This is a genomic window from Microbacterium sp. ISL-59, from assembly GCF_018613945.1.
Classification (GTDB): domain Bacteria; phylum Actinomycetota; class Actinomycetes; order Actinomycetales; family Microbacteriaceae; genus Microbacterium; species Microbacterium oxydans_B.
In genome coordinates, this window is record NZ_JAGGPG010000005.1 from 39431 (window position 1) to 56087 (window position 16657).

The following is a 16657-nucleotide window of genomic DNA, read 5'->3' on the forward strand; positions in this document are numbered from 1 at the left end:
ACCGGTCGCTACTCGCCCACGCGATTGCGCAGCCGCATGGCACGATCCGCCTCGCGGGTGTCCTGACGTTCGCGCAGAGTCTGCCGCTTGTCGTACTCGCGCTTTCCCTTGGCCAGGGCGATCTCGACCTTGGCGCGACCGTCGGAGAAGTACAGCTTGAGCGGGATCAGGGTGTATCCGCCCGCTGAGACGGCATGAGCGATCTTGGCGATCTCCTCGCGATGCAGCAGCAGCTTGCGGATGCGCTTCGCAGAGTGATTGGTCCAGTGCCCCTGGGAGTACTCCGGGATGTGCACCGAGTCGAGGAAGACCTCATTGCCCTTGACGAACGCGTAGCCGTCGCTGAGGTTGGCGCGCCCCTGACGCAGTGACTTCACCTCGGTGCCGGTGAGCACCATCCCCGCCTCGTACGACTTCTCGATCGTGTAGTCGTGACGTGCGCGACGATTGGTCGCGACGACCTTCTCTCCGCGTTCCCTGGGCATGATGCTCTCCTGTTGCCGTGATGAGCTCGATCGTTCGTTCCGACCGAGCAGCCTTTCAGGATATCAGGTACGGAGCCAGCGCCTGATCGCGAAGCCGGCAGAGAGCGCGGCCAGCACGATGCCGATGCCGATCAGCACCGGGACCACGAGCATCGCGTCCTGCATCGTCACCCACGTCGTGATGAACGGGACGCGGCCTCGCAGGTAGCCGTTCACACCGAAGTGCATGCCGGCCACGACCGCGGCGCTGGCCAACGCCGACCCGAGGAACGCCGCAAACACGCCTTCGAGCACGAACGGTGTCTGGATGAAGCGGTTCGATGCGCCGACCAGGCGCATGATGCCGATCTCCTTGCGCCGTGCATACGCCGACAATCGGATCGTCGTCCCGATAAGCAGGGTCGCCGCTATCAGCATGAGAACCGCGATGCCGACGGCGATGTACGTCGCGACGGTCAAGGCAGAGAACAGTGGTTCAAGGTATTGGAGCTGGTCTTTGACCTGCTCCACTCCGGCCTGGCCGCTGAATGCCTCGGCGAGCACCTGCGACTGCCCTGGGTCCTTCATCGTCACGAAGAAGACCTCGAACGCCTGGTCGGGCGTGAGCACACTCGCCTGGTCCTCGCCGAGCTGCTCGACGAGCTTGGCGTACGTGTCTTCCTTGGTGTCGAAGGTCAGCGAGCTGATGAGCGGTGCCAGCGCGTCGCCTTCGAGCTGTGCACGTACCGCGGCGACCTGCTCCTCGCTCGCGGCCCCGTCGATGCAGGTGTCTGATTCCGAGACCGCGGAGCACATGTACACGGCGACCTGGGCACGCTCGGCCCAGTAACCCCGCATGACGCCGATCTGCGATTGCATCAGAATCGCCGCGCCGACGAACGTGAGGGAGACGAACGTGACGAGGATCACCGAGATGACCATCGAGATGTTCCGCCGGAGACCGCCCAGGGCCTCGGTCAGGATGAGTCCGATTCTCATGAGGTCGGGCCCACTTCCTCGTCGTCTTCGTCGGAGAGCCCGAGACGATCTGCGACTCCGAGCTCCGCGACATCGACGGTCGGGAGGGTGATCGGGTGGGTGCGGGGGCGGATGACCGCCGGCGGCTCCTCCGCGGTCGGCGGCTCGACGACGGCCGGTGGTTCCACCGCTGCGGGCGGCTCCACGACAGCAGCGACACTGGCCGCCGGGACGGCGCTCGACTCCGGGGGTTCGACCGTGCGCGGAGGTTCGACCGTCTGCGGCGCTCCTGCCGGAGCATCCGACGCGCCCTCGCCTGCGGCGGCCTTCCGCTGCGAGCTGAGCTCTTCGGCGAGAGCAGCGCGGACCGAGGAGAGATCCGCCGTCTGGCGCTGGACCTCCTGCACTGCCGTCAACGCCGCTGCTGCGGCCGCACCGCGCACCTTCTCGGGAACGAGGCGCGGGATGTTGGAGGTGTCGCCGTAACCGCCGTGCACCTCGTCGCGCACCATCTCGCCGTCACTCAGCTCGATCACCCGGCGCTGCATCTGGTCGACGAAGCCGGCCTCGTGCGTGGCCATCAGCACGGTCGTGCCTCCGGCGTTGATGCGGGCGAGCAGCTGCATGATGTCGACGGAGGTCGCAGGGTCGAGGTTGCCGGTGGGCTCGTCGGCGAGCAGCACCTGCGGACGGTTGACGAGGGCGCGCGCGATCGCGACGCGCTGCTGCTCGCCACCGGAGAGTTCGTGCGGCATGCGCTTCTGCTTGCCGTCGAGCCCCACGAGCGCGAGCGCCTCGGGCACCGCCTGCTGGATGAATCCGCGCGAGGAACCGGTCACCTGCAGGGTGAAGGCGACGTTCTGATAGACCGTCTTCGACGGCAGGAGGCGGAAGTCCTGGAACACCGAACCGATGTGGCGCCGGAAGTACGGCACCTTGCGGTTGGCGAGCGCGCGGAGGTCCCGACCGAGCACGGCGACGCGGCCCGCGGTCGGTACGTCTTCGCGCAGGATCAGACGAAGACAGGAGGACTTGCCGGAGCCGGAGGCGCCGACGAGGAAGACGAACTCCCCGCGTTGCACTTCGAAGTCGACACCGGAGAGGGCGGGCTTCGACGTCCCGCGGTAGCGTTTCGTGACGTTCTCGAACCGAATCATGACGGTTCGAGCCTAAGCGCGCCCTTCCTGCTGACCGCGAGCGACACCCCGCACCGGCGCGTCCGCATCGGGAGAGCATGGGGATTGCTCCCCATGCCGAACACCCTGCGAAGTCACCGGCCACTGCTATACATAAGGGTGCGGTCGCACCATGGAGCGGCCGAATCGTCTTCGAGGGGGACCCATGAGCACGACACCTGCAGGTTGGTACGACGACGGCAGCGGACGCCAGCGGTGGTGGGACGGTGAGCAGTGGACCGAGCACTTCGCCCCGGACGCGACCGCCGCAGCCGATGCAGAGGCACCGGATGTCGCCGAGGGTTCGACCGGCATCGAGACGCCGGCGACCGAGGTTCCCGTCGTCGACGAGGCGCCCTCTGCAGACGCGTCTGAGGCGCCTTCGGCGGATGACACGGTGATCCGCACCTCCGCCGAGGCGCCGACCGCGGCGACCACACCGCTCGGCGATGACGTCGCCGCCTACTCCGCAGCGGCCACGCCGGTTCCTCCGGTCGCCGCATCCGAGCAGCCGGCGCCCGACCAGTTCGCGGCGAGCTACCCGGGCGCTGCACCGGCGTATCCCGGTGCAGGCGCACCGTCCGGCTATCCGGCCGCCGCGCCGTATGTGCAGACCGGGCCGGAAGCACCCAAGAAGCTCTCGGTCCTGGGTCTGGTCGGTCTCGGACTCGCCGTCGTCGGAACGATCCTGGTGTTCATCCCGGTGGTCGGCGTCGTCGGGTTCGTCCTTCTCGCCGCGGCGTTCATCGTCTCCCTCATCTCGCTCTTCCTCAAGGGCAAGAAGTGGCCGGGCATCGCGGGTCTCATCCTGGCGGTCGTGGGAACGATCATCGGCGTCGTGATGTCGTTCGTCTACCTCTTCGCGATCGCACAGGGCGTGAGCGACGAGATGGACTCTCTGCCCAGCTCCTCTCCGTCGATCGAGGCCACCGAGCCGAGCGAGACCGACGGCACGGACGGTGCCGACGACGCCACGCGCCCGACCTCGTCCGAGGTGGCGGTCGGCCTGACGGCGATCCTGGCATCCGAGGGCACGGAGGGCTACACCGAGCCGCAGATCACCTGCCTCTCGGATCTGCTCGTCGAGTCCGACCTCGACAACTCGACGCTGCGCGCGATCGCGGAGAGCGACGGCACGCTGACGGATGTCGACGCCGCGTACGGTTTCGCCGAGGTACTGGGCGACACCGAAGCGGTCTCGGCGTGCTTCGTCCCCTGAGCCGTCTGACGAGCGGGACCATCCGATGACGACGCCTGCCGGCTGGTACGACGACGGATCCGGCAGCCTGCGGTGGTGGGATGGCACGCAGTGGACCGCGCACGTACGGACCACTGACGGTGCGCCGGCGGCCCCCGAACGAGTTTCGGTCGAGCCGGTCGCATCCGAGCTGCGCTCTCCGGACATCGCGCCGTTCGCTCCGCCGTACGCACTGCCATCGTCGGGGGCATCGACCGCACAGGCGATCGCGCCCGATTCCGTCGGAGCACCCGGCGGGGTGTGGGGTGCGCCGGCACCGCAGCCGCCCGCGCCCGGCGTCTCCGTGCTCGGAGTCATCGGTCTCGCCGTGGTGGTCCTCGGCGTCGTGTGCGCCTGCATCCCGGTGATCTCGATCGTCGGCTGGGCGCTTCTCGGCGTCGGATTCGTGCTGTCGCTCGTCTCCCTGTTCCTGCGTGGCCGCAAGTGGCCGGGGATCACGGGTCTGTCGGTGGCGGCGATCGGAGCGCTCCTGGCGCTCGCCGTGTCGCTGCTGCTGGTCGCGACCGTCTCGGTCCCGGCCGACGACGCCGCGAGCGCTGAGGGGCTCACGGACCCTTCGTCGATCGAGGGCGCCGAGATGGTGCCCTTCGCCGAGCTCGAGGTCGGCGACTGCCTGCCTTTCGTCGACTACGGAGACACGGGGCAGATCTACGAGCTGCCCGTCGTCCCGTGCGATCAGCCGCACACGGATGAGGTGTACTTCATCTTCGAGCTCGACGGCGAGGACTTCCCCGGCGACGACGCTCTCGAGGAAGCGGCATGGGACGGCTGCGCGTCTCATTTCGACGCGTACGTCGGGGTCGCCTACGAAGATTCGGTGCTGGATTTCTACAACTATCAGCCGACGGAGACATCCTGGGCTCGCGCGGACGACCGCACGGTCCAGTGCATCCTCTTCAGCCATGAAGACGTGACCGGCACCCTCGAGGGCGCGAGGTACTGACGATCCACATGAAGAAGGCCCCGGAGCGATCCGGGGCCTTCTTCATGGATTCAGTCTTCGATCTTGCGCTTGCGCCAGCGGATGCCTGCGGAGATGAAGTCATCCAGGTCTCCGTCGAACACGGCGGCAGGGTTGCCCGACTCCTGGCCGGTGCGCAGATCTTTCACCAGCTGCTGGCCGTAGAGGAAGTACGAGCGCATCTGGTCGCCCCAGCTCGCGGTGATGTTGCCCGCCAGCTCCTTCTTCTTCGCTGCTTCCTGTTCCTTCTGCTGCAGCAGCAGGCGGGTCTGCAGCACGCGCATGGCGGCGGCACGGTTCTGGATCTGCGACTTCTCGTTCTGCATCGACACGACGATGCCGGTCGGAAGGTGCGTCAGGCGCACAGCGGAGTCGGTCGTGTTGACCGACTGACCGCCGGGGCCGGAAGAGCGGAACACATCGACGCGGATGTCGTTCTCGGGGATGTCGACCTCGGTCGCTTCCTCCATCAGCGGGATGACCTCGACCGCGGCGAACGACGTCTGGCGCTTGTCGGCGGATCCGAACGGGCTGATGCGGGCCAGACGGTGTGTGCCGGCCTCGACCGAGATGGTGCCGAACGCGTAGGGCGCGTCGATCTCGAACGTCGCCGACTTGATGCCCGCGCCCTCCGCGTAGGAGGTGTCCATGACCTTGACCGGGTACTTGTGCCGCTCGGCCCAGCGCAGGTACATGCGCATCAGCATCTCTGCGAAGTCTGTGGCGTCGTCGCCGCCCGCGCCGGAGCGGATCGTGATGATCGCGCTCCTCTCGTCGTACTCGCCGTCGAGCAGCGTCTGCACCTCGAGCTGGTTGATCAGGTCGGTGAGCGAGGCGAGTTCGGTACGGGCCTCCTGCGCGGACTCCTCGTCCCCCATCTCGTTCGCGAGGCCGATGAGCACCTCGAGGTCGTCGAGACGCTGCGCGATGCCGGTGATGCGGGCGAGCTCGGACTGACGGTGGCTGAGTGCGCTGGTCACCTTCTGCGCGTTCTCGGTGTCGTCCCAGAGGTCGGGGGCGCCGGCCTCCTCGCTGAGACGCGCGATGTCGTCGCGGAGACGGGAGACATCGACGACCTCGCTGATGTCGCCGAAGGTGTGCCTGAGCGCCTGGATTTCGGCGGAGAGATCTAGTTCGAGCATGACACCTCAGCCTAACGTGCCGCCTGCCTGCGCGGGGACGTCGTCTTCGGCCGCTGATCAGCCGGAGTACCGTGAAGTCGTGAGCAGTGCGTCAGCGGTCCTTCGACAGTTCGGGCCCATGGTGTACCTGCCGACGGTCCTGTTCGCGCTCGGCGAGGGCGCCGTGATCCCGCTCATCCCGGTGTTGGCGGCATCCATGGGCGCCGACGTGGCGTTCGCCGCGCTCGTGGCGTCCGCGCTCGTGATCGGCCAGCTGTGCGGCAACCTTCCTGCGGGATGGGCGGTGGGCAGGATCGGCGAGCGGTACACGATGGTGATCGCCGGTGTGATCGCGATCATCGCGGGGGTCGGGATGGTGTTCGCGCCGTCGCTCGGCGTGCTGGCGGCGTCGGTCTTCCTGCTCGGCATCTGTGCGGCGGCCTTCGGCCTCGCCCGTCATGCCTTCATGACCACCCGCGTACCGGTCGCCTTCCGTGCGCGCTCCCTCTCGCTGCTGGGCGGCAGCTTCCGGCTCGGCATCTTCATCGGCCCGTTCGTCGCTGCCGGGCTCCTGCAGCTCTTCGGCAGCGAGAGTGCCGCGATCTGGTTCTTCCTCGGCTGCCTCGTGGTCATGGTCGTCCTGGTCCTGTTCGGTCCCGATCCGGAGAAGATGATCCCTCCTGTCCCGACGACCACTCACGACCGCTATCTGGAAGACTCCGGCGAGGCCGTGAGCGGATCGATCCCGACCATCGAACGCGCGGGGATCTTCCAGACCATGTGGCGCCAGCGCGCGGTGCTCGGACGACTCGGACTGGCCGCCGCCTCACTCTCCGCCGTGCGATCGGCACGGCAGGTCGTGCTCCCCCTGTGGGGCCTCTCGCTGGGCCTGGACGCTTCGACGATCGCCCTCGTGGTCGGCGTCTCCGGGGCTATCGACTTCGCGCTGTTCTACGCGAGCGGCCAGGTGATGGACCGCTTCGGGCGGCTGTGGGCGGCGATGCCCGCGATGGTGCTGATGGGTGCCGGCTTCCTCGCCCTGTCGTTCACGCACGATCTCGATGCGGCGGTGCTGTGGTTCGGGATGTTCGCGGCGGTGCTGGGCGTCGGCAACGGACTCTCCAGCGGCATCCTGCTGACGCTGGGGGCAGATGTCGCCCCGACGCGGGAACCTGCAGCATTCCTCGGATCCTGGCGCACGCTGACGGATGCCGGCGGAGCGATCGCTCCCCTGCTCGTCTCGGCCATCACGGCCGTCGCGGCACTCCCGTTCGCCGCAGCCGCCATGGGCGTGGTCGGTCTCGTCGGCGCGGCCGGGTTCCTGCGCTGGATCCCGATGTTCGTGCCGCGGGAGCGACCGGCGTCCGGCGACGACTCGTCTGAGGGGGAACAAGAATGATCCCGGCTCTGGAGGCAGACGCGCACCGCCTGGTCTCGACCTTCAGGCCCCACTCGGAACGAGACCGCGCCGCGCAGGCCGACTTCGCCTCATTCTTCGGCGCCGACGGTGGGCCGGTACATCGCGAGGCAGGCCCGGATCATCTGACCGCCTCCTGCGTGGTCTTCGACGCTTCGCTCGAGCACACGCTGCTCGTCTTCCATCGCAAGGGACAATTCTGGGTGCAGCCGGGTGGTCACGTGGAGGACGGCGATGACTCGGTCGTGAGCGCAGCACTGCGGGAGCTGCGCGAGGAGACGGGCATCGTGACGGAGTCGCCGGCCGCTCCCCTCGCGTATGACCTCGACCACCATGGGTTGTCTTCCCGCTTCGGCGCCTGCGCCTCGCACCTGGACATCGGGATCGCCGTCGTGGTCGATCGCGATGCAGCGCTCACTGTGAGTGACGAGTCGGAAGACGTGCGTTGGTGGCCGGTCGACGCCCTGCCTGCCGCAGTGCCGCCGCAGCTCGCACCCCGACTCGAAGGGCTGCTCGCACAGCTGCGCGATCCGCGGTGAACCGACCCGCTCGTCAACGCAGCGCGGTGCGACTCGTCGCGGTCGCCTCCAGCTGGATGCCCTCGGGCACGAACGGCGAAAGCAGGGGCGGGCGCCACGCTGCCGCCACGGTCACCCGCGCCGAGACCCCGTCCGGCGTGCCGGCCGCGACGAGGGAAGCCTCGCCCGGCAGCGCGCCTACCAACGCCGCCGCCTGCTCCGTCACCGCGGCATCCGTCAGCTCGGCGCGAACCTCACCATCGATCGCCTGCACGGTGAACCCGTCCGCCCCGGCGAGCGCGGCGGAGTCGGCGAGAGCATCCAGTCGCTTCTGCGCGAGATAGAGGTCGGTGGCGCAGACGCACACGAAGATCACCACCAGGGCGAGGAGTACGTAACCGAGGATCAACGGAAGCGCGCTGCCGTCATCGTCCCCGCCGATCGCCCGTACTGCCGGAGCACGATTCCCGCTCACTCCGAGCCCCACAGCCTCGACATCTTCTGCACGGACTGCGCTTGCACCGGCACCGCGGTGGATCGGTCCAGGGCGAGGATCTCGGGCACCAGGGGCAGCCGCGCTCGCGTCGAGACGGTGACGATGATCGTCGCTCCGGCCGAGGGGCAGTCGGTGCCGGTCGGGCGACATGACAGCGTGAGGTCGACCGCGCCGGCATCGAGCCCGTATTCCTCGATCACCTCGGCGAGCACGAGGTCGCCGCGCTTCGCTGCCGACGCGACGTCGGGGGCCTGCGCGATAGCGCGGGCGATGTGGCGTGAGGCCGCCTCCGCGCCGAGCATCTGCTCCTGAATCGTTCCCAGTGCGACGACGAGGTAGATCAGCGGCACCAGCAGGATCACGCCGACGGTGATGAACTCGAGCGCCGCGGAACCGGCGTCATCGATCACCGAACACCTCCACCGGTGCATGCGCCTCCACCTCCATCGCGAAAGGTACGCCGATCAATCCGAGCAGGGGGAAGGTCGAGCGCACTCGAACGTCGACGGTCTCCTGACCCTGGGCGCCCGAGGAGCCGATCCGGACGTCCTCGGCATACGACGCACCGATCGCCCGGGTGATGACCTCCTGGGTGCGCTCGATCCCCTCCTCATGCGTCGTGTCGGCGAGGGCCGCGTGATACGCGCCCTCCACGGCAGCGTCGTGGACGACGTTGCGCACGTACACGGCGAGCGCGAGCTGGAGGACTCCGAGCGTCAGCGCGGTGAGGAGCGTGCCGACCAGGAGGAACTCGACAGGGCTGGATCCGCGTTCGTCGACCAGTGCCCGCGCGAAGCGCATGTCAGAGCCCGGAGACGCGCTGAATGGCCTGCTCGAACAGGGCGGTCAGCGCGGGACCGGCGACAGCCCAGATCAAGACGACCAATCCGGCGGTCATCAATGTGACGAGCACCCAGCCGGGTACGTCTCCGGTCTCGTCGCGGGCGAACGCGTCGACGCGGCTCGCGGCAGAGCGCCACCAGCGTCGCGGGGTGCCCTGTCGGTGACGGGTGTCCTGTGAAGGTGGAAACATGGTCGTCCTTTCATGGCCGATCATCATGGCTGATCAGCCGATACCGAGTCGGAGGATGAAGAGTCCCGGGTAGACGGCGAACAACACCGACAGCGGAAGGATGAGGAAGACGAGCGGCAGCAGCATCAGGATCTCCTTGCGTCCCGCCTGCTCGATCAGCGTGCGTTTCGCGTCTTCCCGCGCGTCTCCTGCCTGCGCATGCAACACCGCGGCGAGTGGCGCACCGTGCTCGAGGGCGGCGATCACCTGATCGACGGCGCGCGACAGCGCGGTTAGGTCGAGGCGTCTCGCCATCTCGCCCAGCGCATCGGACAGCGGCGACCCGGTGCCGACCGCGAGCACGACCCGGCGGAGCTCGCCGGTCAGCTCGCCGGAGCCGACAGCGGCCACACGGCGCAGGGCATCGAGGAAGCCCTCGCCGGCCGAAAGGCACAGGGCCAGGAACTCCAGAGTCGTCGGAAGCTCATCGGTGAGGCGGGCACGGCGCGCTTTGGCCCGCGCCGACAGCTGCAGGTCGTACGCGGCCGCGGCGGCCGCGCCGCACAGCAATGGCATGACACCCGTGGGGACGGACAGTCGTCCGGTGAGGGCGAGCACGATCAAGACGACGGCGCCCGCACCGATGCCGGCGAGCGCCCAGCCCAACTGCCTACCGCGAAACGTCGCCGGCTCCATCGAAACACCGGCCTGGGAGAGCCGCTGCCGAAGTGACTCTCCGCCTCCGAGCATGCGCTCGAAGGCTTCCCGCAGCCCGCCCCACAACGTTCGGGCGCTCGCGGGCAGGGTGCCCGCGAGCGGGAGGACTCCCCGCGGAAGGTCCTGATCCGGAACCACGTCTCGAACGTAGGGACCGATCCGCACGGTCAGTGAAGCGGCCCTCCAGCGCGGGAGGCCGGAGAGGATGCTCAGTACCCCGGCGGCGAAGCCCCCACCGACGAGCACGGCACAGGCGAGCGCAGAGAACCCGCTCACCCGAACCACCGCCGAGGTTCCGGGAGCCGCCCGATCCGGACCATGATCTGGAAGGCGATGACCGAGACCCCCGCACCGACGCAGATGACGATCACGCCTTCGGGTGTGCCATACGCCGAGGCGCCTTCCGGTCGCATGACCAGCAGCGCGAGGATGACCCACGGTGCGATCGCGCCGAGCACGGCCGCGCCGCGAATCCACGACTGCCGCGCCTCGACCTCTCCCCGCAGGGCGGCATCCGCCCGCACGGACGCGGAGAGCGCGCGGAGCACCCCGACCAGCTCGGTGCCGCCGACCTGACGCGCCATCCGCAGGGTCTCGACGATGCGATCGCCGATCGGGTCCGCCAACGACGACTTCAGCCGATCGAGGCTCGTCTCGAATCGACCGCTCGCTTGCAGGTCTCTGGCGAACACGCCGAACGCGGGCCGCAGCATCGTGGGCGCGGACTCGGCCAGGCTCGCCACGGCATCGGGGAGGGAGAGTCCGACGCGGATCGACGCGATCAGAAGATCGCACACGTCGGGCCAAAGCTGCCGACGCAGGCGTCGCAGGCGCAGTCGTCTTCCCCGCAGGAACATGATCGGCGCTGTGGCTCCCGCCGAGGCGGCGAGCAGCACCAGCACGGGGAGCCCCGTCAGCAACCACGCCGTGGAGGCGCCGATGAGCCCGGCGGCGACGATCACGGCGATGAGCGCTCGCGCCGAGAGACTGTCGAACCCGGCCTCGGCGTTCAGCCGGATCAGGCGCGACCTGGGGGCCGTCGGGATCGCGTCCGGCCTCGGCGGCCACAGCCACGGCGACGCACACAGGAGCACTCCGGCCGCGAGAACGGCCCCGAGGAGGAACGTCACGACGCGACCTCGGCGTGATAGATCCGGGTGGTGAGGATGCGTCCGTCTTCGACGGCGCCGGTGGGGGCGACGATCTCCTGCACGCGCCGCTCCCCCGCGCGGTCGCGCACGCAGTGCACCACGAGGTCGACCGAGCCCGCGAGCGCGGGTGCGATGAATCCGCGATCGATGTTGCGGCCGGCCAGCAACGGCAGGATGCTCAGCTTCTCGAGCGCCTCCGTGGCGGAGTTCGCGTGGACGGTACAGGCGCCGGGAACGCCGGTGTTGAGTGCGAGCACCAGATCGAGAGCTTCGGCATCGCGCACCTCGCCGACGACCAACCGATCGGGTCGCATGCGCAATGCCTCCTTGACCAGGCGGCGCAGGGTGATCTCGCCGGTGCCCTCCAGGCTGGCCTGACGCCCCTGGAGCGCGACGAGGTCCGGGCCGTCGACAGCCAGCTCGAACGTCTCCTCGACCGTCACGATGCGCTGCGACCCGGCGCACGAGTCCAGCAGCGCCCCGAGCACGGTCGTTTTGCCGGCATGCGTCGCTCCGGAGACGATCACACTGCGACCGTCGTGCATCGCGCCCCTCAAGGTCTCCGCGATGGTGGCGGGCATCATGCCCTGAAGCGTCAATGCCTCAAGAGACCGGTATTTCGGTAGGAACTTGCGGATGTTGACAGCCCACGAACCGCGCACGACATCGGCGATGGCCACGTGCAGACGCGATCGACGCGTCGTCCGGTCGACTGCAGCATCCGTTCGACGAGGTCACGCACCGCGATCTCACCGAGGCGCAACGGAGTTCGTTCGGCTACGCCTTCGCGAGCCACGTGCACATGCCCGGTGCCGTTCAGCCAGATCTCCTCGACTTCGGGATCGTCCAGCAGGGGCTGCAGCGCCCCGAATCCACTGAGGGATGCCAGCACCTCGCGGACGCAGGCCGCCTCATCCTCGATCAGGGCCTCCCCACGCGCCAGGGCATGGTCGTCATGACGACGCACCTCCGCGTGAGTGATCCGCCAGGCCGAGTCCGGATCGACGGTGGGGTCGACCCCCTCGGACCGGAGACGCATCCGCACGCGTTCGGCGACGAGGGCGGAAGGATGACTCACCCCGGCATCCTCGCAACAATCCGCCAGGCGGGTCCGAAGTTATCCACAGCCGTCGTGCGGACCGGCGCGAGCGCCGCCTCACCGCGACCCCCACCACATCCGTCACCGCTGCGCAAGGGAGCAGACACCGAGCCGTCGCGCTGCTGAACTCGCGGGAACAAGCCGTGATCTCAGCGAAAGGACACCGACATGACCGACACCACTCCGTCCCCGTCTAACCCCGACGAGCCCTCTCCGCTCTTCCCCGATGAGCCGCTCGCCCCGAACCCGGAAGAGCCACTGGCCCCGAACCCTCAAGAGCCGCTGGCGCCGAACCCCCAGGAGCCGCTGGCCCCCAACCCCGAAGAACCTCTCGCGCCGAACCCGTCGGAGCCCGGCATCCCGCCCTCGACTCCTCAAGCGTGACGCGCGGCCCTTCGGTCGGCGGGGGCGAACTGCGGGCTGATCCCCAGACACGCGGATTCAGCGATCACTAGACTGATTCCACCGCGCGGGAGTGGTGGAATTGGCAGACACGCAGGATTTAGGTTCCTGTGCCCCAGGGCGTGTGGGTTCAAGTCCCACCTTCCGCACGAGAGACGACGGCAGCCATCTCAGGCCGCCACGACATCGCTCTGTTCTACCGCCGACCAATCACGACCGACGGGACTCCCCCAGTGCTCGAAACCATGCTGCACGCGCCGACCGCCCTCATCCCCTGGCTCGACCCCCAGACGATCATCGGCGCGGCCGGGCCGTGGGCACTTCTCGTCGTGTGCTTCATCATCTTCGCCGAGACCGGTCTGCTGGTCGGGTTCCTGCTTCCCGGCGACACGCTGCTCATCATCGCGGGCCTGCTCACGCACACCAGCAACGTGTTCGGCGTGAACATCTGGGTCGTCTCGCTCCTGATCGCCCTCTCGGCGTTCATCGGCGGCGAAGTCGGCTATCTGATCGGCCACAAGGGCGGCCCAGCGATCTTCGAGCGCAAGGAATCGGGGCTCTTCAGCAAGAAGAACGTGGAGCGGACGAACGCGTTCTTCGAGCGCTTCGGCGGTCTCACGGTCATCCTGGCGCGCTTCGTCCCGATCGTGCGCACCTTCGCCCCGGTCGCAGCGGGCGTCGGACACATGCCGTGGCGTCGATACTCGCTGTACAACTTCATCGGCGCCATGATCTGGGGCTTCGGCCTCACGATGGTCGGCTACCTGATCGCGTACATCCCGTGGGTGCGCGATCTCGTCGTCGAGTACATCGACGTGATCCTGCTGATCGCGGTCGGCGGCACCGCGCTGGTGACCCTCTGGCACTACTTCTCCGAGCGCCACAAGGCGAAGAAGGCCGCGGCCGCCGGTGAAGACGTCGTGACCGATGCCGAAGAGGCGCAGGAACTCGTTCTCGACGCCGACGTGTTCGACCGCGCGCCCGACCTGGACGGCGACGGCAAGCACTGAGAACCCGGCGCCGCCACCGCGGAGCCGATCTCTCAGCCCGCGTTCTTGGCGCGCTCCTCTTTGGTGCGCGCAACGCTGGCACGGAGGGCCTCCATCAGGTCGATGACCTCGCCGCCCTCGGCCGCCTTCTCGGCTTCGCCGAAGGTCTCGGCCACGTCGAACGTGTCGCCCGCCTCGATCTTCGCGTCGATGAGGGTGCGCAATTCCTTCTGGTACTCGTCGACGAACTCCTCGGGGTCGAAATCGGCCGAGTAGCTGTCGACGAGGGATGCCGAGAGCTCCAGTTCCTTCTTCGAGATCCGGACGTCCTCGTCCAGCGCGGGGAACTCGGCTTCGCGCACCTCGTCGGCCCACAGGAGCGTCTGCAGCACGAGCACCTTGCCCCGCACACGGAGCGCCGCCAGCCTCGTCTTCTGCCGCAGCGTGAACCGCACGATCGCGGTGCGGTCGGTCTGTTCCAGGGTCTTCCGCAGCAGCACGTACGCCTTGGGAGACTTCGAGTCCGGTTCGAGGTAGTACGGCTTGTCGAGCGTGAGCAGATCGACCTGGTCGGACGGGACGAACTCGACCACGTCGATCTCCCGGCTCTTCTCCGCAGGGAGGGCGGCGAGGTCGTCCTTGGTGAGCACGACGGTCTGCCCCTCCTCGACATAGGCGCGGTCGATGTCGGCGTAGGCCACGGTCTCGCCACACACCTCGCAGGTGCGCTGGTAGCGGATGCGCCCGCCGTCCTTCTCGTGCACCTGATGCAGCGGCACGTCGTGGTCCTCGGTCGCGGAGTACACCTTGACCGGCACATTCACGAGGCCGAACGTCAGCGCGCCCTTCCAGATCGTTCTCATGTGACCAGTGAACACCAGCCGACGCCGTCGCGGCCAGACCCTTGACTACGCTGGCTGCATGGTCGGACAGGGGCAGGTCGTGCAGGTCGACGGCCGTCGTCTGCGCGTGACCAACCTCGACAAGGTCGTCTATCCCGAGACCGGCACCACCAAGGGCGAGGTCATCGCCTACTACAGCGCCATCGCTCCCCTTCTGCTCCCCCTCCTGGACGGGCGACCGGTCACGCGCAAGCGCTGGGTGGAGGGCGTCGGGACGGAGGATGCTCCGGCCGATGCGTTCTTCACGAAGCAGCTCGAACCCGGGGCACCCGAGTGGATTCCGCGGCAGGCGATCCAGCACTCCGATGGACCGAAGGACTATCCGCTCGTCGAAGACGTGCCCACCCTGGTGTGGCTCGCCCAGGTCGCGGCGATCGAGCTGCACGTGCCGCAATGGCGCTTCACGTCGGAGGGTCTGCCCGGTCGTCCGGACCGACTGGTCCTCGACCTCGATCCGGGACCCGGCGTGGGCCTCGCGCAGTGCGCGGAGATCGCCCGGTTCGCCCGCGTCATCCTGACCGCCATGGGCCTCGATCCGTTCCCCGTCACGAGCGGGAGCAAGGGCATCCACCTCTATGCGGCCCTTCCGGGCGAGCAGACCAGCGACGAGATCTCCGCCGTCGTGAAAGAGCTCGCGCGCCTGATCGAGAACGATCACCCCGACCTCGCCACCAGCGTCATGTCGAAGGCGGTGCGCGGGGGCAAGGTCTTCCTCGACTGGAGTCAGAACAACGGCAAGAAGACGACCATCTCGCCGTACTCCCTCCGTGGCCGCGCACGGCCCTGGGTCGCTGCCCCTCGCACCTGGGACGAACTCGACGACCCCGCCCTGGCGCAGCTCGACTTCGATCAGGTACTGGCCAGGGCAGCTTCCGGCACCGACCCCCTCGCGAGCCTTCGGCCTCTCGCCGTCGAATCGACGCCGCCGCCCGCAGCGACGGTATCGCCGCGTCGACCGTCGCGCCATCCGCGGAGCGAGCCGATCCCGGCGACCGACGGCACCGCCGCCACGCTCGCACCGATGCTCGCGGAGAACGGCACCCCCGGGGTCGCGCGCGCGCTGAGCGCCCCCTCCTGGGTCGAGGTGAAATGGGACGGCATCCGCGCGATGGGCACGTGGGCGGACGGGCGGATGCGGCTGCACGCGCGTCGCGGCACCGACATCACGGCCCGCTACCCCGAGCTGTCAGCCGACGGGGCGCCGTTCCTCCCGGTCGCGGACGCCGTCGTGGATGGAGAGATCGTGGCGTTCGACGCCCACGGCCGGCCGAGCTTCTCGCTGTTGCAGAACCGCATGCATCTCACGCGACCGCGCGAGATCGAGCGCGAGGTCATCCGGACGCCGATCGTCTACATGCTGTTCGATCTGCTGCGGCTCGACGGTCATGACCTCACCGGCATGCCGCTGCGGGAACGGCGCACACTGCTCGAGGACGTGATCGCCGATCTCGATGCTCCCGTCCAGCTCCCGCCGATCTTCGACGACGTCGATGCCGCCCTGGCCGCGAGCCGGGAGTTCGGTCTCGAGGGGGTCGTGGTCAAGGATCCGCAGTCCCGCTACCGCCCGGGGCAACGAAGCCCGTCATGGCTGAAGCTCAAGCACACCCGAATGCAGGAGGCCGTGATCGTCGGCATCCGCCCGGGAAGAGGCGACAGGGAGAGCACCCTCGGCTCTCTGCTGCTGGCGGTGCCCGAACCGGCGCGCGGCGTCGATGGATCGATTCGGCTCCGCTACGTCGGCCGCGTGGGCTCCGGGTTCACCGACCGCATCCTGCGCGACCTTCTCACTCGCCTCGAACCTCTGCGCGTGAAGACCGCTCCCCTCGATGGCGTGCCGTCCCCCGATGCGTCCGATGCGCTCTGGGTGCGCCCTGAGCTCGTCGGCGAGGTGGAGTTCGCGAACTGGACCCCGGACGGAGTGCTCCGTCACGCGCGGTGGCGGGGGCTGCGCCCGGACAAAGAGCCGGACGACATCGTCGTGGAGGTCTGACCACCGC

At 68.5% G+C, this 16657-nt stretch carries 20 protein-coding genes and 1 tRNA gene; 8 read left to right on the forward strand and 13 right to left on the reverse strand.

Annotated features, from left to right (window positions below; all coding sequences use genetic code 11):
* Nucleotides 1–8: 8 nt before the first annotated feature.
* The 3 genes from smpB to ftsE form a co-directional block, all read right to left on the reverse strand.
* Nucleotides 9–485, reverse strand: a complete 477-nt coding sequence (smpB, locus tag J7E45_RS16545) for an SsrA-binding protein SmpB (protein WP_021199784.1) — start codon at nucleotides 483–485, stop codon at nucleotides 9–11.
* A 63-nt stretch (nucleotides 486–548) separates the two neighbouring features.
* Nucleotides 549–1463: a permease-like cell division protein FtsX gene (gene ftsX, locus J7E45_RS16550; RefSeq protein ID WP_091030366.1), complete on the reverse strand. Its 915-nt coding sequence runs from the start codon at nucleotides 1461–1463 to the stop codon at nucleotides 549–551.
* Nucleotides 1460–2599: a cell division ATP-binding protein FtsE gene (ftsE, locus tag J7E45_RS16555; protein WP_215070759.1), complete on the reverse strand. Its 1140-nt coding sequence runs from the start codon at nucleotides 2597–2599 to the stop codon at nucleotides 1460–1462. Before ftsE ends, ftsX begins: the two co-directional genes overlap by 4 nt.
* A gap of 184 nt (nucleotides 2600–2783) precedes the next feature.
* Between ftsE and J7E45_RS16560 the strand changes: the two genes are divergently transcribed.
* Together J7E45_RS16560 and J7E45_RS16565 are read left to right on the forward strand one after the other, a co-directional pair.
* Nucleotides 2784–3836 carry a DUF2510 domain-containing protein gene (locus tag J7E45_RS16560; protein WP_215070762.1) on the forward strand — a complete coding sequence of 351 codons (1053 nt, stop codon included), beginning with the start codon at nucleotides 2784–2786 and terminating at the stop codon, nucleotides 3834–3836.
* A gap of 25 nt (nucleotides 3837–3861) precedes the next feature.
* A complete protein-coding gene (locus J7E45_RS16565) occupies nucleotides 3862–4818 on the forward strand; it encodes a DUF2510 domain-containing protein (RefSeq protein ID WP_215070765.1) in 957 nt (318 codons plus the stop codon).
* Between the two features lie 50 nt (nucleotides 4819–4868).
* Here the strand turns inward: J7E45_RS16565 and prfB are convergent, their stop codons facing one another.
* A complete protein-coding gene (gene prfB, locus J7E45_RS16570; RefSeq protein ID WP_215070767.1) occupies nucleotides 4869–5978 on the reverse strand; it encodes a peptide chain release factor 2 in 1110 nt (369 codons plus the stop codon).
* 118 nt (nucleotides 5979–6096) lie between these two features.
* Between prfB and J7E45_RS16575 the strand changes: the two genes are divergently transcribed.
* Both J7E45_RS16575 and J7E45_RS16580 read left to right on the forward strand, forming a co-directional pair.
* Complete coding sequence (locus tag J7E45_RS16575; RefSeq protein WP_091030350.1) at nucleotides 6097–7356, forward strand: MFS transporter; 1260 nt, start codon at nucleotides 6097–6099, stop codon at nucleotides 7354–7356.
* Nucleotides 7353–7913: an NUDIX hydrolase gene (locus tag J7E45_RS16580; protein WP_215070769.1), complete on the forward strand. Its 561-nt coding sequence runs from the start codon at nucleotides 7353–7355 to the stop codon at nucleotides 7911–7913. The genes J7E45_RS16575 and J7E45_RS16580 overlap by 4 nt, the downstream gene beginning before the upstream one ends.
* A 13-nt stretch (nucleotides 7914–7926) precedes the next feature.
* On the opposite strand, the gene J7E45_RS18000 is transcribed toward J7E45_RS16580, so the two are convergent.
* The 8 genes from J7E45_RS18000 to J7E45_RS16615 are packed head-to-tail and all read right to left on the reverse strand — an operon-like array spanning nucleotide 7927 to nucleotide 12346.
* Nucleotides 7927–8367: a pilus assembly protein TadG-related protein gene (locus J7E45_RS18000; RefSeq protein WP_308162166.1), complete on the reverse strand. Its 441-nt coding sequence runs from the start codon at nucleotides 8365–8367 to the stop codon at nucleotides 7927–7929.
* Nucleotides 8364–8798 (reverse strand): TadE family protein, encoded by a 435-nt coding sequence (locus J7E45_RS18005; protein WP_308162167.1) that lies wholly within the window; start codon nucleotides 8796–8798, stop codon nucleotides 8364–8366. The genes J7E45_RS18000 and J7E45_RS18005 overlap by 4 nt, the downstream gene beginning before the upstream one ends.
* Complete coding sequence (locus J7E45_RS16590; protein ID WP_215070773.1) at nucleotides 8788–9189, reverse strand: TadE family protein; 402 nt, start codon at nucleotides 9187–9189, stop codon at nucleotides 8788–8790. The genes J7E45_RS18005 and J7E45_RS16590 overlap by 11 nt, the downstream gene beginning before the upstream one ends.
* Before the next feature lies 1 nt (nucleotide 9190).
* Nucleotides 9191–9421 carry a hypothetical protein gene (locus tag J7E45_RS16595; protein WP_215070776.1) on the reverse strand — a complete coding sequence of 77 codons (231 nt, stop codon included), beginning with the start codon at nucleotides 9419–9421 and terminating at the stop codon, nucleotides 9191–9193.
* A 33-nt stretch (nucleotides 9422–9454) separates the two neighbouring features.
* Nucleotides 9455–10393, reverse strand: a complete 939-nt coding sequence (locus J7E45_RS16600; protein WP_215070779.1) for a type II secretion system F family protein — start codon at nucleotides 10391–10393, stop codon at nucleotides 9455–9457.
* Nucleotides 10390–11247, reverse strand: a complete 858-nt coding sequence (locus J7E45_RS16605) for a type II secretion system F family protein (RefSeq protein WP_215070781.1) — start codon at nucleotides 11245–11247, stop codon at nucleotides 10390–10392. Before J7E45_RS16605 ends, J7E45_RS16600 begins: the two co-directional genes overlap by 4 nt.
* On the reverse strand, nucleotides 11244–11948 hold the full coding sequence (locus tag J7E45_RS16610) for a CpaF family protein (protein ID WP_215070785.1): 705 nt from the start codon (nucleotides 11946–11948) through the stop codon (nucleotides 11244–11246). Before J7E45_RS16610 ends, J7E45_RS16605 begins: the two co-directional genes overlap by 4 nt.
* Nucleotides 11864–12346: a hypothetical protein gene (locus tag J7E45_RS16615; protein WP_308162168.1), complete on the reverse strand. Its 483-nt coding sequence runs from the start codon at nucleotides 12344–12346 to the stop codon at nucleotides 11864–11866. Before J7E45_RS16615 ends, J7E45_RS16610 begins: the two co-directional genes overlap by 85 nt.
* 189 nt (nucleotides 12347–12535) lie before the next feature.
* On the opposite strand from J7E45_RS16615, the gene J7E45_RS16620 reads away from it, so the two are divergent.
* From J7E45_RS16620 to J7E45_RS16630, 3 genes are all read left to right on the forward strand, one after another.
* Nucleotides 12536–12751: a hypothetical protein gene (locus J7E45_RS16620; protein WP_140403302.1), complete on the forward strand. Its 216-nt coding sequence runs from the start codon at nucleotides 12536–12538 to the stop codon at nucleotides 12749–12751.
* 85 nt (nucleotides 12752–12836) lie between these two features.
* Nucleotides 12837–12918, forward strand: a tRNA-Leu gene (locus J7E45_RS16625).
* Between the two features lie 96 nt (nucleotides 12919–13014).
* Complete coding sequence (locus J7E45_RS16630; protein ID WP_029262511.1) at nucleotides 13015–13779, forward strand: DedA family protein; 765 nt, start codon at nucleotides 13015–13017, stop codon at nucleotides 13777–13779.
* Between the two features lie 32 nt (nucleotides 13780–13811).
* On the opposite strand, the gene J7E45_RS16635 is transcribed toward J7E45_RS16630, so the two are convergent.
* Nucleotides 13812–14621, reverse strand: coding sequence for a Ku protein (locus tag J7E45_RS16635; protein WP_029262512.1), 810 nt, complete (start codon nucleotides 14619–14621; stop codon nucleotides 13812–13814).
* 58 nt (nucleotides 14622–14679) lie between these two features.
* On the opposite strand from J7E45_RS16635, the gene ligD reads away from it, so the two are divergent.
* The gene (gene ligD, locus J7E45_RS16640) at nucleotides 14680–16650 is read left to right on the forward strand and encodes a non-homologous end-joining DNA ligase (RefSeq protein ID WP_215070790.1); all 1971 of its coding nucleotides are present in this window, start codon (nucleotides 14680–14682) and stop codon (nucleotides 16648–16650) included.
* The last annotated feature ends 7 nt before the right edge of the window (nucleotides 16651–16657 follow it).